Consider the following 19,603-nt stretch of genomic DNA (forward strand, 5'->3'; position numbering starts at 1 on the left):
TGGACATTAAAAAACACCCCGCATAAATGCGGGATGTATCGATAGCTGCGGCGTATCAGGCCACGCTCCACAACGTGTTCCATAAAGGAATGCCTGTCCGTCTTATGCAGCTTAGCTCATCGCGTAGTTAACAATAGCCTATGTGCCGCGCACTGTCAACTCCAAAAATCCGAAGCCTCTACCTTCCCTATTAAAACTGACCCCTAAAAATTATTCAGAATTGATACTTTTAACTAGGTCAATTACTTGCTACAGTAGTTCAAAACTACATGGCATAGCTGGAGGGCCTTGCGCCTGGCGGATGTCCAAGAAAGAAGGAATCGTTTCATGCAAAAAACTACGACTTATTCCAGTTCCAAAACCTATGATTTGATCATCACTTCGATGCTCATCGCACTTGTTTTTGTGGCGACGATGCTGCTCAATATCCGCCTGCCGATCGCGGCAAATGGCGGGCTGGTCCACCTCGGCACGACGATGCTGTTCACGGCAGCGCTATTATTCGGCCCGAAAAAAGGCGCCATCGCCGGTGCTGTCGGAATGGGGCTCTTCGATTTAGTATCAGGCTGGACACTGTGGGCGCCGATCACCATCATCGCACGCGGCTTGCAAGGCTATTTGGTCGGTAAAATCGCTTGGTCGGGCGGACGCGGCGGCGAAAGCCTCGGCTTCAACATCCTGGCTGCAGCGCTGTCCATTCCGGTCATGGTCGCCATCTACTATATCGGTGAAGCGATCATTTTCAGCAGCTGGATCATTCCGGCAGCCTCTATTCCAGGAAACCTCGTACAAAATGCAGTTGGCTTGGCACTCGCCATCCCTGTCGTAGCGGCGTTGAAGAAAACGCCTTACTTCAGAAATTAAGCACCTACTCCCCCTCCGAAAAATCGGCAGGGGGGGTTCTTTGGTCTCTTTTGGAACTGGCCACCCAATTAATACAAAAAACCGCTGAGAAACTCAGCGGTTTTTTAAACGATTAAATTTGCGGTGTCAAATCTTCCGGCGCGTGATCGGCCGGTTTCACTTCATTCAAGTCCAGCGTTTCGGCTGTATATTTATGAACATGTTTTAATAGTTCCTCATTGTCCATCAAGGATTTTCCATAAGACGGAATCATTTCCTTGATTTGCGGCTCCCATTTTTCCTGTTCCTGAGGGAAGCAGTTGGCAAGCAGCTTCAGCATGACATGTACCGCAGTGGATGCTCCTGGCGATGCGCCAAGCAGCGCGGAAATCGTGCCGTCCGCTGATGTGACGAGTTCGGTACCGAATTGCAGTGTACCTTTCCCGCCTGCATCGGTATCTTTAATGACCTGAACGCGTTGTCCTGCGACGACGAGTTCCCAGTCATCACTTTTCGCATTCGGGACGAATTCGCGCAATTCTTCCATGCGCTGTTCTTTCGACTGGATGACTTGCTGAATCAAGTATTGCGTCAAGGACAAGTTTTTCGCTCCGCCTGACAGCATCGTCAATACATTATTCGGCTTGACGGATGCTACCAAGTCCATATAAGAACCGGTTTTCAGGAACTTCGGCGTAAAGCCTGCGAATGGCCCGAACAACAAGGATTTCTTGTCGTCGATAAAGCGGGTATCCAAGTGAGGCACGGACATCGGCGGTGCGCCGACTTTCGCTTTTCCGTAAACTTTCGCGTGATGCTGTTCGATAACTTCCGGGTTTTTGCAGACCATAAATAGGCCGCTGACCGGGAATCCACCGATATGCTTCGATTCCGGAATGCCTGATTTTTGGAGCAAGTGGATGCTCGCCCCACCGCCGCCAATAAAGACGAACTTCGCTGTGTGTACGTCGAGTTTGCCGGTCTCCAAGTTTTTAACTTTCAGCAACCAACGGCCATCTTTCATTTGTTTCAAATCCTGCACCGCATGGCGGTAGTGGACGTTAACGTCTTCTTTTACGAGACGGTCAAACAGCATGCGCGTCAAAGCGCCGAAGTTGACGTCCGTGCCCGTATCGATTTTCGTCGCCGCGATCGGCTCGTTGTCTTGGCGGTTCGCCATGATCAACGGCATCCATTCTTTCAGTACTTCCGGGTCGTCGGAAAATTCCATACCCGTAAAGAGCGGATTTTCAATCATTGCGTCAAAACGTTTTTTCAGGAAACGGATATTGTCTTCGCCTTGCACCATGCTGATGTGCGGAAGCGGGCGAATGAAGTCCTCAGGGTTTTTCAACAATCCGGTTTTCACGAGATGGGACCAGAACTGGGCTGACACCTGGAATTGTTCGTTGACGTCAATGGCTTTGCTGATATCCATCGTGCCGTCCGGTTTTTCTTTCGTATAGTTCAATTCACAAAGGGCTGCGTGGCCAGTACCGGCGTTGTTCCATTCGTTTGAACTTTCTTCGCCTGGGCTCGACAATTTCTCGAACACATTGATTTTCATGTCTGGAGATAATTCTTTTAAGAGAATCCCCAGCGTCGCACTCATAATACCAGCACCGATTAAGATTACATCTGTATCAGTTTCTCTATTGCTCATGTATACCTTCCTTTTCTACGCAAGTATTAGCGGCTTTTCGAGTCCACCGCTTCCGTGTTAAATCCATCATCTATTGTATGCCTGTGTGACACAAAATTTCTACTACTAACGGACAATTATAAACCATTTTGCGTAAGGATTAAAGAAAATAAGCCTTTTGTGCAAAGCCATAAGATGAAAAAGCAGATTCCTGCACTGAAGGCGCGCAATCCCCCTTCGAACGAGCAGCTTGGTTTATTCCCTAATCTGTATCCATGCAAAAAGAGACCGTCATTTCGACGGTCTCTCCAGAGTCTTCATTGCCATTGAGTTTCACCAGCTTGGCTTGGAAGCGAATTTCTTGTAAAGGGCAAGCAGACACCAGAACAGCAGGGCTGTGGCGAGAAAACTGGCCAGGTACTCGATCGGGGACGGGGAAACGGCATAACCGAATGATACTTCCGACTGCAGCACATGCTCATTCGCCCATAACGCTTCGATATTCGGCTGGTACAGCATCGTTTTCGCATATCCGACCGTAAATGTAATAACCCAATACAAAAGATGGACCATTATGGCCCCGGCTGCCGCCTGGCATATCAGCTTCATCCCGCTCACCCCTTTTTCCATATTTTAGCATAAAAATAGAAGTGCGCCTATATAGAATTCCAACTGTTCCCAATTTTTTAATTTATGTTCGGTTCGCGCTGTGGAATGGGCAGCTGATTATATGATCGTCGACCATTCCTACTGCCTGAAGAAACGAATAGCTCGTGACGGGGCCGACGAATTTAAAGCCGCGTTTTTTCAAATCTTTGCTGAGCTTTACCGACAATTCCGATTGGGCGGGAATCTGCCCGTCTGATTGCCATTCATTGATCACCGCTTTGCCGTCCGTGAAACTCCATAGATACTCGGCGAAACTGGTGAATTCGGATTGAATCTCCTTCACCGCCTGTGCATTCGTGCGCACGGATTGGAGCTTGGCACCGTGTTTGATCACGCCGTATTGCTCCTTGATCTCAGCAAGTGCTTCATCCGTTAATGCGGCGCAATAATCTATATCGAAATTGTGAAAAGCGTCTTTGTAGCTATCGCGTTTTGACAGCACGATCTGCCAGGACAAGCCTGCTTGGGCGCCTTCCAAGCTCAGCATTTCAAATAAATAACGTTCATCGCGGCTCGGCCGGCACCATTCCTCGTCATGGTAGGCTTGCATCCGTTCGTCGTCTTTTGGCCATTCGCATTGCGCCATTGGAGCACCTCTTCCTGTTTTTTTATGATGAAAAAAAGAAGCGGCAATCCTTCCCGCTTCTTTACCGATGATCGTCTTCCGGCGTTTCCCGGTCCTCTACTTTGACGCTTTTTACAGGCGTTTGTTGATTCGGCACATCATCCACTTTATTGGACTTGCTCTTTTTCAGCATCACAAGGATACTGCCGACCAAAAGCCCGGTAATGAGCAGAAAAAGGCCAAAGATGATGAGCGCCACCGTAATCCCACCAGGCATTTCCATTTTTATTTCCCCCTTTCGCTATCGTTCCTTAGGTTCTTTTCATTGTTCATTCTCCAGTTTTTTAACGCGCAATTCCAGTGCCTTGATGCGCTTTTGCAAATCCGTTTCATCCGACTGCAGCTTTTTGTTCTTGTTGGCCGCTGATTTTACGGCAGCTATTACCAGCACGATCGCCAAAATGAAAAAGCCCAGAAGGAAGAACGTTGCAATGATATCGCCTATATTGAACATCATCATATTATCCACAATTCATATCCCCTTCCAATCATGGTGTAAACTTCTACAAACTTTACAGAAAACCCTTTTATCGCGGCATGCAGTCAATATTAAAAGCCGCTTTCATAAATCCCCTTGAAATTAAAATTCATTCAACTCACTAAAAAGCCGAAACCTTCTTTTTGAAGGCTTCGGCTTTTTATATATTCAGCAATGTGTCTACTGCAGCAGTTCATTTACTATACGGCTCGGAAACTTATTGAAATGAAAACCAGCTCAAGCCGAAAAATGCCGGTTCAACTTCGGAATATACATGGAGAGGAAAATCGAACGGCCCGCACTAAATGCTATGAAAGCAAGCCATAAGCCGTGGTTGCCGAACAGGGGGACGGCGAGAAAATAGACGGCCAAAAACAGCAGCAACGCCATCATCATCGACTTCCGGACAGGCGCTGTTTCCGTGGCTCCCGTGAAGATGCCATAAAAAATGATGCCGATGCTTGTGGAAATCGGAAACAGCAATAGCCACAGGCTGTAATCAGACGCAATGGTGATAACTTCGGGGATTCCAGTAAACAGCCGGATGACCGGGCCACTGAACAGCCAATACACAGCAGTCAAAAACAGCGCCGTGATAAGCGCCCATTGGCTGGCTAAAGCGAGCGTCCGTTTATACAAGCCTTCGTCCCTTGATCCGACTGCTTTACCGGATAAAATACTCGAGGCATTCGAGAAGCCATCGAAAAAATACGCCATCAAATAATGAATTTGAATCAGCACGGCATTGGCAGCCAATGTCTCGGTGCCAAACGACGCACTTTTGTATGTAAAGATATTGAATACTGCGAGCAGGCAGACGGTCCGGATAAACAGATCCTGATTGACAGCGATCATTTTTTTCAAGGCCGCGCCTTCGAAAATCTGCTGGAGCGGCAAAAGCTTCAGCGTGAATTGTGTCCGTTTCATGAGGAAGTAAATGCCCAAAACCATGGCACTCACTTCGGCGATCAAGGTGGCCGATGCGACCCCGGTGACGCCCCAGGCGAATCCCGTCACGAACAGCAAATCGAGCGCGATGTTCAATAAGTTCATGGCGATTTGGATCGTCACCGCAAGCCGGATGCGCGACATGCCCATCAGCCAGCCGAGAATGACGTAATTGATGAACGTCACCGGCACACCCCAGACACGGATATGGAAATAATCCAGCGCCAATGCTTCTACGTCCTGAGCCGGATTGAGCAAAGCCATCGCCGCTGTCGCGATCGGGTTTTGGAGGATCAGGAAAACGAGCCCGATTAACAGCGCGATGAAAAACGGCCGGATAAACGACAGCGTCTCCTGCAGCTCATCCCGCGCGCCGAGTGCTTGTGCGGCAAAGCCGGACGTGCTGACGCGCAAAAAGCCGAACAGCCAGTACATCGTATTGAAGATTACGGTGCCGATCGCGACGCCCCCCAGATAAGCGGGGTCCGGCAACTGCCCGACGACCGCGGTATCCACGGCCCCGAGCAAAGGCGTCGTCACGGTTGAAAAGGTTAAAGGCAAGGCCAACGCCAAGTATTTTTTATGATTCATGGTGCACTCCTGTTCAGTCGAATAAAGAAACCAATTGTTTTGTATAAGGATGGCGTTCATCTGCGAACAAATCGTCTTTCTCGAAACGATCGACGATCTGCCCTTCTTTCATGACCAGTATTTTTTGGCTCAATGCCTGAATGGCCAGCAGATCATGGGAAATGAATAAATAAGATAAATCCAATGCATCGCGGAGATGATCCAGCAGCTTCAAGATCGACATTTGCGTCAAGACATCCAAGCTCGAAGTCGGTTCATCCAGCACCACAAGCGCGGGCTCCAGGCTGATGGCCCGCGCAATCGAAATGCGCTGCTTCTGGCCTCCGCTCAGTTCATGTGGGTAGCGCGATAACAAATCCGGCGAGAGTTCCACCGCTTCCATCAATTGGCGCGCCAGCTGTTCTTCACTGCCATGCTGGAAGTGGGTCAAAGAGACTTGCGCGCCGTACTGGCGAAACGGTTCCATCAATGAATGGCGGATCTTCAACTTCGGGTTCAGCGAAGAAGCCGGATTTTGCATGACGGTTTGCAGTTGGCGACGGTACGGGCGGATTTCCCGTTCGGTTTTATTATGCAATGGCGCGCCTTCAAACAAAATCTCCCCTTGGTCAAGACGCTCCAATTGCAAAATGCAGCGGGCGAGGGTGCTTTTGCCGCATCCGCTTTCGCCGACAATTCCGACGCATTCCTGTCGGTCGAGCGAGAAGTTGATGTCTTTTAGCACCGGGATGCCCGGTTGATAAGACTTTTGAACATCGTTCAATTGCAATAAAGGCACGCGGTGTCATCTCCCTTCAATAGCTGGGAAGCTGCGGACAGGCTAGGAGACGCTGCCATCAACGCTCGGGTATAGGGATGCTGCGGTTGGTTCAGGACGCTTTGTTTATCGCCTATTTCGACGACTGCCCCTTCTTTCATCACAATGATTTGGTCGGCGTGTTTTCGCACATGCCGCAGATCGTGGGTGATAAAGAGCATCGCACATCCGGTTTCCTGCCGCAAATCCGCAAGCAAACGAAGCACTTTAAAGGCCGAAATGCTATCGAGTGCCGCTGTCGGTTCGTCTGCAATGACGAGGTCCGGCTTTGTCAAAAGCGCCAAGGCAATCGAACTACGCTGAAGCTGCCCGCCGCTCAATTGAAACGGGTAGCGCGTATACATCTCGGGCTTCAAGCCGACCGACTCGAGCGCTTGTTCCGCCATTTCCCGGCGCTGCGTTTTCGACAGCTTGAAATGGGCTTTTAAAAATTCATCAAAATGGCGGCCGATTGTATGAAACGGCGTAAAAGAACCTTGATAGTCTTGAAATATATAGGAAATGGAAGTTCCCCGCAAGCGGCGCATTTCTTTTGCACCAAACTGCAGGATATCTTTTCCATTATAAAGCGCTTTGCCCCGGGCTTTCAAATTCGGTGCGAGCAAACGGCCGATTGCGGAGGCGGTGACGCTTTTGCCACTGCCGCTTTGCCCGATGATGGCGAGCCATTCGCCTTTTTGGATATCAAAGGAAATGCCCTTAACAAGTGGGACCTCTCCGGCCTGGACCGTTAAATTTTGTACAGAGAGCAACGTCATTCTGCCACTTCCTTTTTCACGTCAAATTTATCGCGTAAATAATCGCCAAGCAAATTAGAGAACAAGACGACCGTCACAATGGCGAGTCCGGGATAAATCATCAAGGCCGGAACCGTCTGGAAATACGGGCGTGCTTCATTGAGCATCGCGCCCCATTCCGGAGCCGGCGGCTGTGCGCCGAGCCCGATGTAAGACAAGGAAGAAATCAATAAAATGATTTTCCCCAAGTCCAGGCTGGCGAGCACCAAAATATGGCCGATCAGATGGGGAAACAAATGCTTCCACATGATGCGCCATTCACTCAAGCCGTTGATCTTGGCCATAGTGATGTAATCTTTCTGCCGTTCCGTGACCACTGTGCTGCGGGCAAGGCGTGCGTAATTCACCCATTTGACCAAAATGATCGCTAGCAGCAGGTTCTCGATGCCCGCTCCGAGCAAACCGCTCAGCACGATGGCAACGACTGTGTCCGGAAACGCCAAAAACGCATCCGCCACCCTCATCAGCAAGCGATCGACAAGGCCGCCCTTGAATCCAGCAATGACGCCAATCGGAACGCCGATAGCGACCGCCAACAACAGCGCCAAAAAGCCATAGCCGACCGTCAATTGGAACCCGAGCAGGATGCGCGTCAGCATATCACGCCCCAAATGATCGGTGCCAAACGGATGCTGCCAGCTCATCGGGAGCAAGCGCTCATTCAAATCAACAAACGACGGATCATGCTTCAATATCAGAAACGCGTAAACCGCAACCGAAGCGATCAGGATCAGGATAGCCGATAAAAAGACCTTGGTGGCACGCGTTTTATTTACAGTAAGCCGGTTTTTCATCACACTCTCCCCTTTCCTTTTAAGCGCAGTTCCGGATTTAAATAGCGATACGACAGATCAACGATGCTGTTGATCACAAATACCAGGATCGCCATGACAAAAATATAGCCTTGGATCATCGGGTAATCCCTGCTGCGAATCGCATCGACCACCATCTTGCCAATGCCGGGATAGGCGAAAATCACTTCAATGACAACGACTCCGCCGATCAAGCTGCCTAGGCTGACGCCAAATACCGTGATGACCGGCGGCAAGCTCGCTCGCAGCACATGGCTGAAGAAAATCCGCGGCTCTGAAATTCCGCGGGCGCGCGCAGCTCGGATATTTTCCTGGTTCAAAGAATCAATCAAGCTCGAGCGCAATAGCCGAACATAGACGCTTGAAATCGCGAGACCCAACGTAATAGAAGGAAGGACGGCAGAATGCAAGCCGTCCCTCCCCATTGTCGGCAGCCATCCTAGGCGGACGCCGAGCAGATCGATCAATATAAGGCCCAGCCAGAAACTTGGAACGGCTGCACCGAGCAACGACAAGCCGCGGCTCACTTGGTCGATCCAGCTGCCTCTGTAAAGCGCAGCAAGTGACCCGAGCGGCAAGGCGACCAGTACCATGACGAACAGACCGCCGAGCGTCAATTCCAAAGTTGCCGGAACGCCGCTCCACAACATGTCCATGACGGGCTGGTTGGAAATATAGGAATTCCCGAAATCCAAGCGGGCAAAATCCACCAGCCACTCGCCGTACTGGACGAGCAACGGCTCGTTAAACCCCATGTCCTCTCGCAATTGCTCCACTTGTTCAGCCGATACCGATAAATCATCGACGCGCAGGATCGACAGCACCGGGTCTCCCGGAGCCATGCGCGCGAACAGGAAACTAACGAACGTGATCAATAATAGAAAAACCGCAACTTCGGCTAAGCGGCGTGTAATGATGCGAATCACTTACTCCACATCCAATTCGTTCGTCAGCATATAGTATTCGCTTCTCGTCGTCGTCCAATTTTTCACTTTGTCGGAATTATAGGCAACAAGCGTATTTGGATGCAGCACAAACGAGTTGTACATCTGCTCATCGACGTAGCTGGCGATTTCTTCCGCGATATCCGAACGCTGTTCCTGTCCGACGACCTGGTTCAATTCATCAATCATCGCCGTCAGTTTGTTATCGTCTGCACCGCTGAAATTGAGTGCACCATCCGGATGATAAGTCGCGTTCAAATAATACCCCGCATCCCCGCGCGGCGCCGTTAAGTTGCTGTAAGTCGTCAAATCCCAGTCTCGGTTGGCGGCCATATGCTCTTCAGGGATTTCGATTTGTTCAATCACCACTTCAATGCCCAGCTGGCCGGCATCTGATTGGAACACTTGTGCAATCAAGGGCAGATCGGCGCGTGCGCTATAGGTCAATAGCGTCCAGGTCAGAGGTTCCCCGTCTTTTTGCATCACGCCGTCCTGCTCTGTATAACCTGCCTGTTCCAAAAGTTTGCGTGCTTCATCGATTCCACGCTTTTTTTCAGGATAATCCGGTGCAAAAGAGAAAGAAGACGGGAACGGCCCTGTTGCCACTTCCGCATGGCCGCTCAAAATCGTCTCAGCAATCATGTCCCGGTCGATCAATGCATCGATCGCTTGGCGGACATGAACATCTTTCAAGGACTCGCGCTGCAAGTTCATGGTCATCTGATGGACGCGGAATGTCGAAGTCGATTCGACCGTTACGCCGTCGATCGCCTCCAATTGTTCGACCGTTTCCACTTCAGGACGGAACACGATGTCCGCGCCTTTTGATTCAAGTGCAAGCGAACGGGCATTGGCATCTTCGTTAAATGAAAATCTCGCTTTCTCCAGTTTGGCAGCACCGTCCCAATAGCCTTCAAAGCGCACCAAGTCTACTGCAGTACCCGGTGTAAACGAAGCGACCGCAAACGGCCCAGTCCCGATCGGCTTGTTAATGAAGTCGGTTTCGCTGACATCGATGATCGAGGTATTCGGATGCACCAGTTCAGAAGGGAATTCCGGGAACGGCATCGTCGTTGTAATGGTCAATTCCGGCCCTTCGACAGCAATCGACTCGATGCGCAACGCATTCTTAATGGCGATATTATCGGTCATGGCGCGTTCCAAGGAAGCTTTTACCGCTTCACCGTCCATCGGCTTGCCGTTTTGAAACGTCACGTCTTCACGCAGCTTGAATGTCCAATTCTGGCCATCTTCGCTCGACCAGCTCTCGGCCAGCCACGGTTCGATCTCCAAAGTTTCATCGTTCAAATAAACCAAAGTCTCGGCAATCCCAGCACGTAATGGCACATAGCTCGTGTCGACGTGGGGATCGAGTGAATTGGTCGCGAAATTAAATAATAAATTCACTTCTTTGGCGGCATCTTCCCCGCCCTCCGCTGATGACTCCGAACAGGCGGACAATATTAGCGCCATAGTGGCCAATGCTGCGAGCAGAACCAATAGTTTCTTCATAAAATCTTCTCCTTTTGAATAATGTCGGTAAAACCAGCAAACTTTTCTTACGCAAGTCGAGCATAGTGAATTCCTAAAAAGTAATTATTACGATTTATAAAATCGAAAAAAATTTTAGCCTCTGGTCCAGATGGCTAAAGATGTTCTATGTATTGAAAAGCTCCTGATAAAGGCTTTCGGCAATACGAATCGAATGCAAAGAGTAAATGTTACGATTTACATCATATACCTTAGTTTTTCATTGCGCAAGCACAATTTGGAATGGATACTATTTTTCATAAAAAAAAGAACCTGGCTTCTATTTCAGCCTGCTCTTCTCTTTCTTACTTCATCTGGCTCCGGACATGGGGAGCAATCATGACCGCTTCGACCGATAAATCGACGGCTTCAAAATCAGGATCGATGCATTCCCGCCAGTACGCCATGTGTTTTTCGTCGATCCAATGCGTTGAAGATTCCACCGCCTCCCCGCCTGTTCCCTGAACCGAATACCAATATAAATACTCAGCCCCGTCAAGCGTTTCCCTGAAAATGGTCTCGACGTACATTTTCTCTCCTTCTAAGGTCACGAGAACTTCTTCCATGTGATCGTTCAAGAACGTCAGCCATTCGTCCACCACTTCTGATTTTCCTTTTTTCACGCGAAACCGTGTCAACTCAACATCCATTCGAATCACTTCCTTGAAGTTTTTTATAATTGACGAAGATGGCAGAAAACAACAAGCCTGTCGAAATTATCTTCCACAAGTTTGTTGACAATACATAAGCAGAGAAGTAGGATGAAATAAGAATCTAATTGAAAATGATTATCATTACTGATTGGTCATTTTTCAACAAAGGAGAAGAAGAACTTGAAAAAATCAGGATTATTGTTCGTGCTTTTATTGTTACTGGCCGTACTCGCCGCTTGTGGCTCTGCTGAATCGTCAGAAGATACGGGCGCTGCAGAACCGGAACAAGATGAAGCAGCGGAGACATTTACATACGAATCGGAAACAGGCGCAGTTGAAGTGCCGTCAGACCCACAGCGCATCATCGCTTTGACGAACGGGCCAAATGTCTTGGCGCTTGAAGGCAATATCGTCGGGATCGACGAATGGACCAATGCCAACCCGCTTTTTGAAGATATGCTGTCCGATGTGGAAATTGTCACGGAAGACAATCTGGAAAAAATCATCGAATTGGATCCGGACCTTATCATCGCAGGCACACACATGAAAAATCTCGACAAGATGAGCGAAATTGCACCGACCGTTGCCTTCACATGGGGCAAACTCGATTATTTGGATCAGCAAGTCGAAATCGGCAAATTGCTCAATAAAGAACAGGAAGCGACTGATTGGGTCGCTGATTTCCAAAGCCGCGCACAAGCTGCCGGTGAAGAAATCCGTGCCAAAATCGGTGAAGATGCCACTGTTTCGGTCATCGAAAGCGGCAATAAGGAATTCTATGTATTCGGTGATAATTACGCACGCGGCACCGAAATCCTCTATCAGGAAATGGGCTTGAACATGCCGGAAAAAGTAGAGGAACTGGCACTTGAAGCGGGCGTCCATACCTTCTCGCTCGAAGTATTGCCTGATTTCGCAGGGGATTACGTCGTCCTCAGCAAAAACCCGGATGTCGACAACTCATTCATGGAAACCGATGTCTGGAACAACATCCCTGCCGTCAGCGAAGAGCGCGTCATTGAAATCAATACGAAAGCTTCGACGTACAGCGACCCGATCACCCTGGACCATCTGCTTGGCATCTTTGAAGAAGGATTCCTTGCCGAGAACTAAGCCATTTGAAAGCCCCCGTCCGAACGGCCTTCCACCCCCCCGGAAGCCGTTCGGACGGGGGCTTTCGTTATTTTTTCGAGCATGCATCGCAGGTAAACTTGGCCTCCAGTTTTAAGTACGCTTTGACCTCCGCGAACCCTTTGCGCTTCGGATAGCGCATCTGGAGCTCCACTAATTCACCGCCTTCGATTTCCCTGCCGCACACTTGGCATTTCGGTGGTTCATTGAACATCGTCATCCCTCCCACTCGATCGTTATTGTTTTAAGCGTTCCGATAAGCCTTGGTCGTCCGTGTAAGTGAACTTGCCGATTTTGCCTTCTTGGACAGTTGAAAACAACACGACACCTCCCACTTCAGCACGCTGCTCTTTTCCGCCCTTTTTCTGAAACGCCACTTCTGCCGTGAACAGGTAGCGGTTCGCCACCGTATCGCTCAACTCAATGTCCACGTCTTCCAAGCGCAGCTCATAGCCATAGATATCAGCCAATCCCGGAAAATAGGTGCCGAATACCCGCATGAATTGATCCAATTCACTATCGGTGAAATAGGCTCCGTATTTATCATCCACTTGCTGCTCAAATGCCTCATTCACTTCGACGCCGTCCACGATTTGTTTATTGGCAGGATTCCACATCGCCTCCAAAAACTCCTCGTCCGGCCCGTTGAATTGCAGCTCCAATACACGCTCGATCGTCTCCATTTTCGGGTCGTCCGCTTTCGCCGCCATGCACCCCCCTATGGTGAACACTGCCGCGAGCACAGTCAATACTGCCAGCGCCAGCTTCAATTTACTTGCTCCTTTCTGCATCCCGATCAGCTCCTTTGTTTATACTACGAAATAACTAAGCTTAAGTTTCAATTTTCTGGAATTTGAAGAAACTCATTTATTAATCATATATTTTCACAAAGAAAAACGCCTTTCCCCTCGCTCCCCCGAAGGTTCGCAAGTAAAAAGGCGTTTGTGGAATGCTGTTAGGTATCCAGGAAACTTTTTCCGTTCAATTCATTCGACGATAAAATAAAGTGTTTCACCAAATCCACGGTGTGATCCAAATCTTTCAGGTCCACGATCTCAATCGGTGTATGCGTATAACGGGAAGGAATGGAGACAACGCCGGACGAGACGCCTTTATGCGTCATATGGATCGCCCCGGCATCTGTGCCGATGCCCATAAAGATTTCCTGTTGATACGGAATCGCTTGCTCATTGGCCACTTTCTCCAATAGTCCCGTCACCAACGGATGCGAAATCAAGGATTTATCCGTAATCTTGATGCATGGCCCAGCGCCCAGTTTTCGGGTACCGGTCATGAGCACATCATCGGTGTCGCTCGTCGGCGTCGTATCGATCGCTAAGGCAAAATCCGGCTGCAGGTTCGCGCTCAACACGGAAGCGCCGCGAAGCCCGACTTCTTCTTGTACAGTGAACGCAAAATGGATATCGCCATGCACCAAATCGGCTTGTTGATGGAACTGTTCGATCAATTCCAGCAAGACGGCACAGCCCGCCCGGTCATCCAGGGCTTTCCCGACGACGCGGTTTTGCTTGGCATCGCCTATCAGCTTCAATTCGCTGCCGTAACTCACCGGCTGGCCGACTCTGACGCCCATTTGCGCCACTTCTTCAGGCGAAGCCGCTCCGATATCGATATACAGCTCCCTGTGCGAAGCGATGCGCTTCGGGTCGTCCCATTTCACGTAATGGACAGCGAGCGTTCCGATAACGCCTTGAATATAACCGTCATCCCCTTTGATCGTCACTGGCTGGGCCAGCAAGGTGCGGTTGTCGAAGCCGCCGAGCTGTTCGAAGCGCAGCGTGCCATTCGCTTCGATTTTTTTGACGATAAAGCCGATTTCATCTGAATGCGCGGCGAGCAAGATCGATGGCAAAGAAGCATCCGTCGCCGGAATCGTCGCGATAATATTGCCGAGCGGGTCTACTTCGCAAGACGCCACTTTCTCTTCTACTTCACTTTTAATATAACGTTGGACGTCTTGCTCGAAGCCGCTTGGCCCCACCAATCCACATAAATCCTTCAATACTTTATACAAAATTGCTCAACTCCAGGCTTAGTTTGATAGGTACACATCGGTCATTAAATCGTTGCTCATCGGATGCGGGTTGTAATCTTCCACATAATCACTTTGTGCCAAAGGCGGTGTCGTATACGCGAGCATCACCCACGGCGCGTCTTCCTGGAACAATTGCTGGGCTTCCTGATACAGCTCCGTCCGTTTGTCTTGGTCGATTGTTTCACGCGCTTCCGTAATCAACGACGTGAATTCGTCGCTCTTATAAAACGCGATGTTTTGTGCAGGCACTTCAGCGTTCGTTTTGCTGAGGTTCGGATAGAGGAAGTTGTCCGGATCGGCCATAACGCCTGTCCAGCCGTACATGGCCATGCTGTGCTTGCCGTTCTTCGTATCTTCCAAATAAGTGGCCCATTCCGAGGACACGATTTCTGCCGTAATCCCAATCTCAGCCAAATCCGATTGAATCGCTTCCGCAATTTTCATCGGTTCCGGCAAATAAGGGCGCGGATTGCTCATCGTGTGTAACTCCGTTGTAAAGCCGTCCTCCAAGCCTGCTTCCGCCAATAGTTTTTTCGCTTCTTCTACGTTGTAATCGTATTTCTCCAGTGATTCGTCATGGCTCCAAAGAGACGGCGGCAAAGGGCTTGTCGCTGGATCTGCCAATCCGTTGTAAAAGGCATCGACAATTTCTTCTTTGTCGATGGCCATATTGATGGCTTTGCGCACCAAGGGATCGTCAAATGGCTCTTTTTCCATATTGAATGCCATATAGCCGATATTAAAGCTTGGGCGTTTGATCAGCTCAATGCCTTCTGTGTCTTCCACAATCGTTGTATCGCTTGCATTCATCCCGTCGACAATATCGATTTCCCCAGTCTGCAAAGCATTCAAGCGAGCAGAGTTCTCGGGAATGACTTGGTAGATAACTTGATCGAGGTAAGGCTTTCCTTCCATCCAATAATCTTCATTCTTGGACAAGGTGATGGTGTTATTGCGGTTCCATTCCTCAAACTTGAACGGTCCTGTGCCGACCGGGTTCTCGCCGATGCCGGCGCCGTACTGCTCAATCGCTGCAGGGCTTGCAATCCCGAACATGGAAATCGCCAAATAGCTAAGGAACGGCGCGGTTTTTCGCTTCAATACGATTTCCAGTTCGTGTTCACCCGTCGCTGTCACGGACTCGATCAGGTGGTTTTCGTCTCCTTTAAATCCGCCGTAGAGAAACGGATAATAAGGGAAATCCCCTTCATGGTACGGGTTTTCAGGATCCATCCAACGCTCGAAATTAAAGACCACGGCGTCCGCATTAAAGTCGGTGCCGTCATGGAATTTCACGCCTTCGCGCAGCTGGAATGTCCAAGTCAAACCATCCTCACTTGAGCTGTATTCCGTTGCCAGTTTCGGCTGGAGCTCCAAATTATGGTCGTATTCCAAGAGTGTTTCGTATATATTGTGCGTGACCCGAATCGATTCGCCGTCTGTCACATTGATCGGGTCCAGACTGACCGAATCAGCGCCTCGTCCATAAACCAAGGTCCCGCCGCTTTTTTCGTCTTCAGGGGCAGCGCCGCCATCACTTTCCGCGTTGTCACTGGAACATCCAGCCAACACAACGAGTCCAAATGCGATGAAAAAATAAAATAATTGACGAACTTTCTTTTCCAACCGGCTTCCGCCTCCTTTTTCGCTCTCTTTCTCTAGCGCAGTGAAGTTTTAGAGAAAGGAAGATAGCTCCAAGTATAAAGTTATTGGAATTAATTTTCAAATCTATTTTTTCAGAATTTTGTTTATAGCTATTAAAAAAACACCCACTTATGACGTGAGTGTATCTAGAGTGTTGAATAAGTCTATAAGCTTTTATATGAATGATTGCGTTTTGACATTTAGTAAATCAATGACCTAGCTTTTTATTTGGAGCAGCGTAAGCGACGAGACGACCGAGACCCCACAGTGAACATAGTGAGCGAGGAGGCTTGGGCGCGAGCCCACGGCAAGCGAGCGATAAGCTTCGGAAATTATGGCTTTTTGCCTCTCTAGCCAACACTATTTCCTATTAGCCCGAAGCGGCCGCAGCTTGGTCGGCTTTTACGCAATCAATCGCAACGACGAGCGAAATGATGAGATGCTCCATCGTTTCATCCAGGATGTCTACTTGATACGTGTCTCCCCAGCTGAGCCATTGCTTGCTCACCGAACCGATGACTTGCCCGTGCCGAAGGATATCGAAGGTCATTTCCCACCAATTCCCCTGGACATCGATGCCTTCCGCTTCAATGGCATAACGCGGCTTCAGGAAAGTGAATTCTTTTTTGATCATGACAGCTTCCTGTCCGTCCACTTCCACGAAGAAAGTCGGCAAGAAACTAAAGGTCTTTTTTGTTATAAGCCCGATCTCTTGGTTTTCAGCATCCAAGATCGAAAAGGTCTTCGGGATTTTCAAAAAACTGCCTTCGACGAAATACCGATCCCGCTCTTGTTCGTCTTTCACCGTGAACTTCTCGCTCAAGCTGAACACTTTTTGTTTAATATAGAGATGCTTCATAATAACTTCCTTTCTGGTTTCTGTTAATATGGGCTTTCGTTTCGTTCCACGTGAAACATCCTTATCGCCTATACTTTCAAAATGCCCCTGAATCCTCTTGCAGCATAATAGGAATCCGCTCCGTTATGGTAAACAAAAACCTGTCCGTACCTGAAATCGCCAAAAATCGCCCCGCCGCGCTCCCGGATTTCCTGTGGCGTCTCGAGCCAGCTCGACGTCTTCAAATCGAACTCACCCAAAGTCTGAAGCAGCCTGTACTGCTCTTCTGTCAATAATTCAATGCCGATCTCAGCCGCCCTGTCGACTGCTGAACTTTCGGGTTTATTCTTTTTGCGCGAGTCAAGCGCCTCCCGGTCATAGCAAAGGCTTCTGCGTCCTGCCGGGCTTTCTTTTGAACAATCGCAAAACAAGAACATCCCGGTCTCTGCTTCATAGCCGATGACGTCCGGTTCGCCGCCGGTTTCCTCCATTCGATGCAACACCAACAGTTTCTCGGGGGTTTCATCCAGTTTCAGCAGGACATTGTCCCAGCCCATCTTCTCGTGGCGTTGCTCGTTTTGTTCAAAGCGCTGTTTCAAGATGTCAAGCAAATTTTGGCGTTGGTCTTCGGTCATCTGCTTTTTAACGGCACACATTTAAAAGCCTCCTATTCAAACTGATCGTTTTTGAAAATCCGTGCTACTGCCTGCTTCCTTACTTTTGACATCCTGCATGATTTCTCCTGCTTATGGCTCTTTGGATAAGCAAGAGTTTTCGGGACAGTAAAAGGCATCTTTGATGAATTTGCTTCATCAAAGATGCCTTTTATTAATTTCACTTAATTGATTCCACTATCTGCTTGTACACAGCCACCCGATCTCGCCCATTCTGCTTCGCTTCATACAGAGCGAGATCAGCTTCCTTCAAAAGCTGCTGCAAACTTCCGGTCGTACTCTGGGAAACCCCCATGCTCACTGTAGCTGGAATTACTCTTTCGCCTGTCACGAGTGGATGTAACTGCAAGTAGCTCCTTAGTTCATTGCCGACTTGCTCCGCTTGCTCTACTGTAGTTCCTTTCAATGCCAGCACAAACTCCTCGCCGCCGTAACGGGCAAAAATCTGCCCTTGCTGCAATTTGTTTCGGCAAATTCGTGCGATGTGGACTAGGACCTCGTCGCCTATATCGTGTCCATATGTGTCATTGATCGCTTTAAAATGATCGATGTCCATGAGAATGACTGAGAAAGGAATGGACTTCTTTTTAGCGTCTGCAAAATCCTTTTCGCATTGCCGCAAGAAAGCGCGCCTGTTGTAAACCTGGGTCAATTCGTCGTAAAAGGCTTGATGCTCCAGTTGCTTCTGCAGTTTTTTCAATTCGGTCACGTCCGTGAAAATAAGCAGCAAGCCTTGACTGCTTTCCCCGTGCTTCATGGTCGATGCGCTGATTTGGTAGATGCGCTCCGACTCGCCCATAACGGCTTGAACTTCCTGAAGGTCCATGCTCTCCAGTTCGACAGGGAACCGATTCCCTGTGAGGCGCAGCCAGATTTCCTGAAATTCCATGCCGTACATGGGCTTATCCAAAAGCGGGAAATTGTTTTTCGCGGCTCGGTTAAACTCTATCAATCGGTGAGACTTATCGAGCACGATGACGCCATCTTTAATGTGATTGAAAATAATGTCTTTTGCCACCGGCATAATGGCAAACAAGGTCGATGAGCTGATCGCCCAAAAGTATAAAAGAGACGATAGCCAAAGCACCATCGGCACCGGATCCAACCCGCTCGGCGTCACACCAATCAAATACAAAAAGGACGTCAGCATCGGCAACAATTGACCGAACAGCAAAGCCGCTAGCTGGGGGCGGTAAGCGCGGGCAGTTTCTTTCCACTTGGACAGCAAGAGTACAAAAGCCACGAACATACAGGAAAAGATGTAAAGGCCATGGACCGCATACCAGGTCCCGATTTCCTGATAGATGAACGGCATGCCCATCACCGGGTCTGCTTCAAATACCCGATAATGCAACCCATGCCAATCGTTGGTGATGACCATCAGCAAGGTAATGAACGGCACGATCATTAGGGACCAAAATCCCGTCCTCGTCACGTTAATTCCCAAGTAGCGCATGATGAACAGCAAACCGAGAGGCGCAGAAAACGGCATGCCGATGTATTGAATGACCGTCCAAAACTTCATTTGCCCAAGCGTGTCCGCTGTCAACGCCATCCCGGCGCCAAAGCAATAAATGCCGATTGCCGCGGTATAGAGCAGGAAATAACGGGCAATTTCCGAATAATTATGGCGCTTCCGGAAAACGTATATGAGTAAAAACAAGATAAATACTGTCGACATACAAATCAAGGTAAGGTAAATCATCAGCGGGGAATTCACGGAAGACACCCCCTCTTTCACTGTTTTTATTCATAATGTAGCATAGTCCGATTGAAAAATATTGAAATATATCATTAAATAAAAAGAAATTTTTTACTGCAAATAGAAGAGTTGCAAAGGCATATGCCCATTTCATTGTTTTTCCATTTTCGTTGGATGGATCCGCTGATTTCGGGAATCGATTCCGGTGA

21 protein-coding genes are annotated in these 19,603 nt (G+C 49.0%); 2 read left to right on the forward strand and 19 right to left on the reverse strand.

Features of this window, described 5'->3' with window-relative positions:
- Positions 1 to 327 precede the first annotated feature (327 nt).
- Positions 328 to 864, forward strand: a complete 537-nt coding sequence (locus AUC31_RS15340; protein WP_058382354.1) for an ECF transporter S component — start codon at positions 328 to 330, stop codon at positions 862 to 864.
- A gap of 112 nt (positions 865 to 976) precedes the next feature.
- Here the strand turns inward: AUC31_RS15340 and mqo are convergent, their stop codons facing one another.
- From mqo to AUC31_RS15400, 12 genes are all read right to left on the reverse strand, one after another.
- A complete protein-coding gene (gene mqo / locus AUC31_RS15345) occupies positions 977 to 2,506 on the reverse strand; it encodes a malate dehydrogenase (quinone) (RefSeq protein ID WP_058382353.1) in 1,530 nt (509 codons plus the stop codon).
- 312 nt (positions 2,507 to 2,818) lie between these two features.
- Positions 2,819 to 3,094: a hypothetical protein gene (locus tag AUC31_RS15350; RefSeq protein WP_058382352.1), complete on the reverse strand. Its 276-nt coding sequence runs from the start codon at positions 3,092 to 3,094 to the stop codon at positions 2,819 to 2,821.
- Positions 3,095 to 3,176: 82 nt separating this feature from the next.
- Positions 3,177 to 3,740, reverse strand: a complete 564-nt coding sequence (locus AUC31_RS15355) for a DNA-3-methyladenine glycosylase I (protein ID WP_058382351.1) — start codon at positions 3,738 to 3,740, stop codon at positions 3,177 to 3,179.
- 61 nt (positions 3,741 to 3,801) lie between these two features.
- Entirely contained in the window at positions 3,802 to 4,002 is a 201-nt protein-coding gene (locus AUC31_RS15360) for a hypothetical protein (RefSeq protein ID WP_058382350.1), read from the reverse strand.
- 39 nt (positions 4,003 to 4,041) lie between these two features.
- Positions 4,042 to 4,248: a hypothetical protein gene (locus AUC31_RS15365; protein WP_058382349.1), complete on the reverse strand. Its 207-nt coding sequence runs from the start codon at positions 4,246 to 4,248 to the stop codon at positions 4,042 to 4,044.
- A gap of 246 nt (positions 4,249 to 4,494) precedes the next feature.
- On the reverse strand, positions 4,495 to 5,796 hold the full coding sequence (locus AUC31_RS15370; RefSeq protein ID WP_058382348.1) for an MATE family efflux transporter: 1,302 nt from the start codon (positions 5,794 to 5,796) through the stop codon (positions 4,495 to 4,497).
- 13 nt (positions 5,797 to 5,809) lie between these two features.
- Positions 5,810 to 6,574, reverse strand: a complete 765-nt coding sequence (locus tag AUC31_RS15375) for an ABC transporter ATP-binding protein (protein ID WP_058382347.1) — start codon at positions 6,572 to 6,574, stop codon at positions 5,810 to 5,812.
- Positions 6,556 to 7,371: an ABC transporter ATP-binding protein gene (locus AUC31_RS15380; RefSeq protein ID WP_058382346.1), complete on the reverse strand. Its 816-nt coding sequence runs from the start codon at positions 7,369 to 7,371 to the stop codon at positions 6,556 to 6,558. Before AUC31_RS15380 ends, AUC31_RS15375 begins: the two co-directional genes overlap by 19 nt.
- Positions 7,368 to 8,204, reverse strand: coding sequence for a nickel transporter permease (nikC, locus tag AUC31_RS15385; protein ID WP_058382345.1), 837 nt, complete (start codon positions 8,202 to 8,204; stop codon positions 7,368 to 7,370). Before nikC ends, AUC31_RS15380 begins: the two co-directional genes overlap by 4 nt.
- The gene (gene nikB, locus AUC31_RS15390) at positions 8,204 to 9,148 is read right to left on the reverse strand and encodes a nickel ABC transporter permease (RefSeq protein ID WP_058382344.1); all 945 of its coding nucleotides are present in this window, start codon (positions 9,146 to 9,148) and stop codon (positions 8,204 to 8,206) included. The genes nikC and nikB overlap by 1 nt, the downstream gene beginning before the upstream one ends.
- Positions 9,149 to 10,678 carry a nickel ABC transporter substrate-binding protein gene (gene nikA / locus AUC31_RS15395; RefSeq protein WP_058382343.1) on the reverse strand — a complete coding sequence of 510 codons (1,530 nt, stop codon included), beginning with the start codon at positions 10,676 to 10,678 and terminating at the stop codon, positions 9,149 to 9,151.
- A 323-nt stretch (positions 10,679 to 11,001) separates the two neighbouring features.
- Positions 11,002 to 11,346 (reverse strand): DUF6176 family protein, encoded by a 345-nt coding sequence (locus AUC31_RS15400; RefSeq protein ID WP_058382342.1) that lies wholly within the window; start codon positions 11,344 to 11,346, stop codon positions 11,002 to 11,004.
- Between the two features lie 183 nt (positions 11,347 to 11,529).
- On the opposite strand from AUC31_RS15400, the gene AUC31_RS15405 reads away from it, so the two are divergent.
- Positions 11,530 to 12,462, forward strand: coding sequence for an iron-hydroxamate ABC transporter substrate-binding protein (locus AUC31_RS15405; RefSeq protein ID WP_058382341.1), 933 nt, complete (start codon positions 11,530 to 11,532; stop codon positions 12,460 to 12,462).
- Between the two features lie 67 nt (positions 12,463 to 12,529).
- On the opposite strand, the gene AUC31_RS15410 is transcribed toward AUC31_RS15405, so the two are convergent.
- The 7 genes from AUC31_RS15410 to AUC31_RS15440 form a co-directional block, all read right to left on the reverse strand.
- A complete protein-coding gene (locus AUC31_RS15410) occupies positions 12,530 to 12,694 on the reverse strand; it encodes a hypothetical protein (protein ID WP_058382340.1) in 165 nt (54 codons plus the stop codon).
- 22 nt (positions 12,695 to 12,716) lie between these two features.
- Positions 12,717 to 13,271 carry a hypothetical protein gene (locus AUC31_RS15415; protein ID WP_058382339.1) on the reverse strand — a complete coding sequence of 185 codons (555 nt, stop codon included), beginning with the start codon at positions 13,269 to 13,271 and terminating at the stop codon, positions 12,717 to 12,719.
- A 164-nt stretch (positions 13,272 to 13,435) separates the two neighbouring features.
- The gene (locus AUC31_RS15420) at positions 13,436 to 14,515 is read right to left on the reverse strand and encodes a M42 family metallopeptidase (RefSeq protein ID WP_058382338.1); all 1,080 of its coding nucleotides are present in this window, start codon (positions 14,513 to 14,515) and stop codon (positions 13,436 to 13,438) included.
- Positions 14,516 to 14,533: 18 nt separating this feature from the next.
- Positions 14,534 to 16,162, reverse strand: a complete 1,629-nt coding sequence (locus AUC31_RS15425) for an ABC transporter substrate-binding protein (protein ID WP_058382337.1) — start codon at positions 16,160 to 16,162, stop codon at positions 14,534 to 14,536.
- Positions 16,163 to 16,550: 388 nt separating this feature from the next.
- Positions 16,551 to 17,039, reverse strand: coding sequence for an LURP-one-related/scramblase family protein (locus tag AUC31_RS15430; protein WP_058382336.1), 489 nt, complete (start codon positions 17,037 to 17,039; stop codon positions 16,551 to 16,553).
- A 68-nt stretch (positions 17,040 to 17,107) separates the two neighbouring features.
- The gene (locus tag AUC31_RS15435) at positions 17,108 to 17,674 is read right to left on the reverse strand and encodes a DUF4256 domain-containing protein (protein WP_058382335.1); all 567 of its coding nucleotides are present in this window, start codon (positions 17,672 to 17,674) and stop codon (positions 17,108 to 17,110) included.
- Positions 17,675 to 17,852: 178 nt separating this feature from the next.
- A complete protein-coding gene (locus tag AUC31_RS15440) occupies positions 17,853 to 19,412 on the reverse strand; it encodes a histidine kinase N-terminal 7TM domain-containing diguanylate cyclase (protein ID WP_058382334.1) in 1,560 nt (519 codons plus the stop codon).
- Positions 19,413 to 19,603: the final 191 nt, after the last annotated feature.

The organism is Planococcus rifietoensis (assembly GCF_001465795.2).
In the GTDB taxonomy this organism is placed as follows: Bacteria; Bacillota; Bacilli; order Bacillales_A; family Planococcaceae; genus Planococcus; species Planococcus rifietoensis.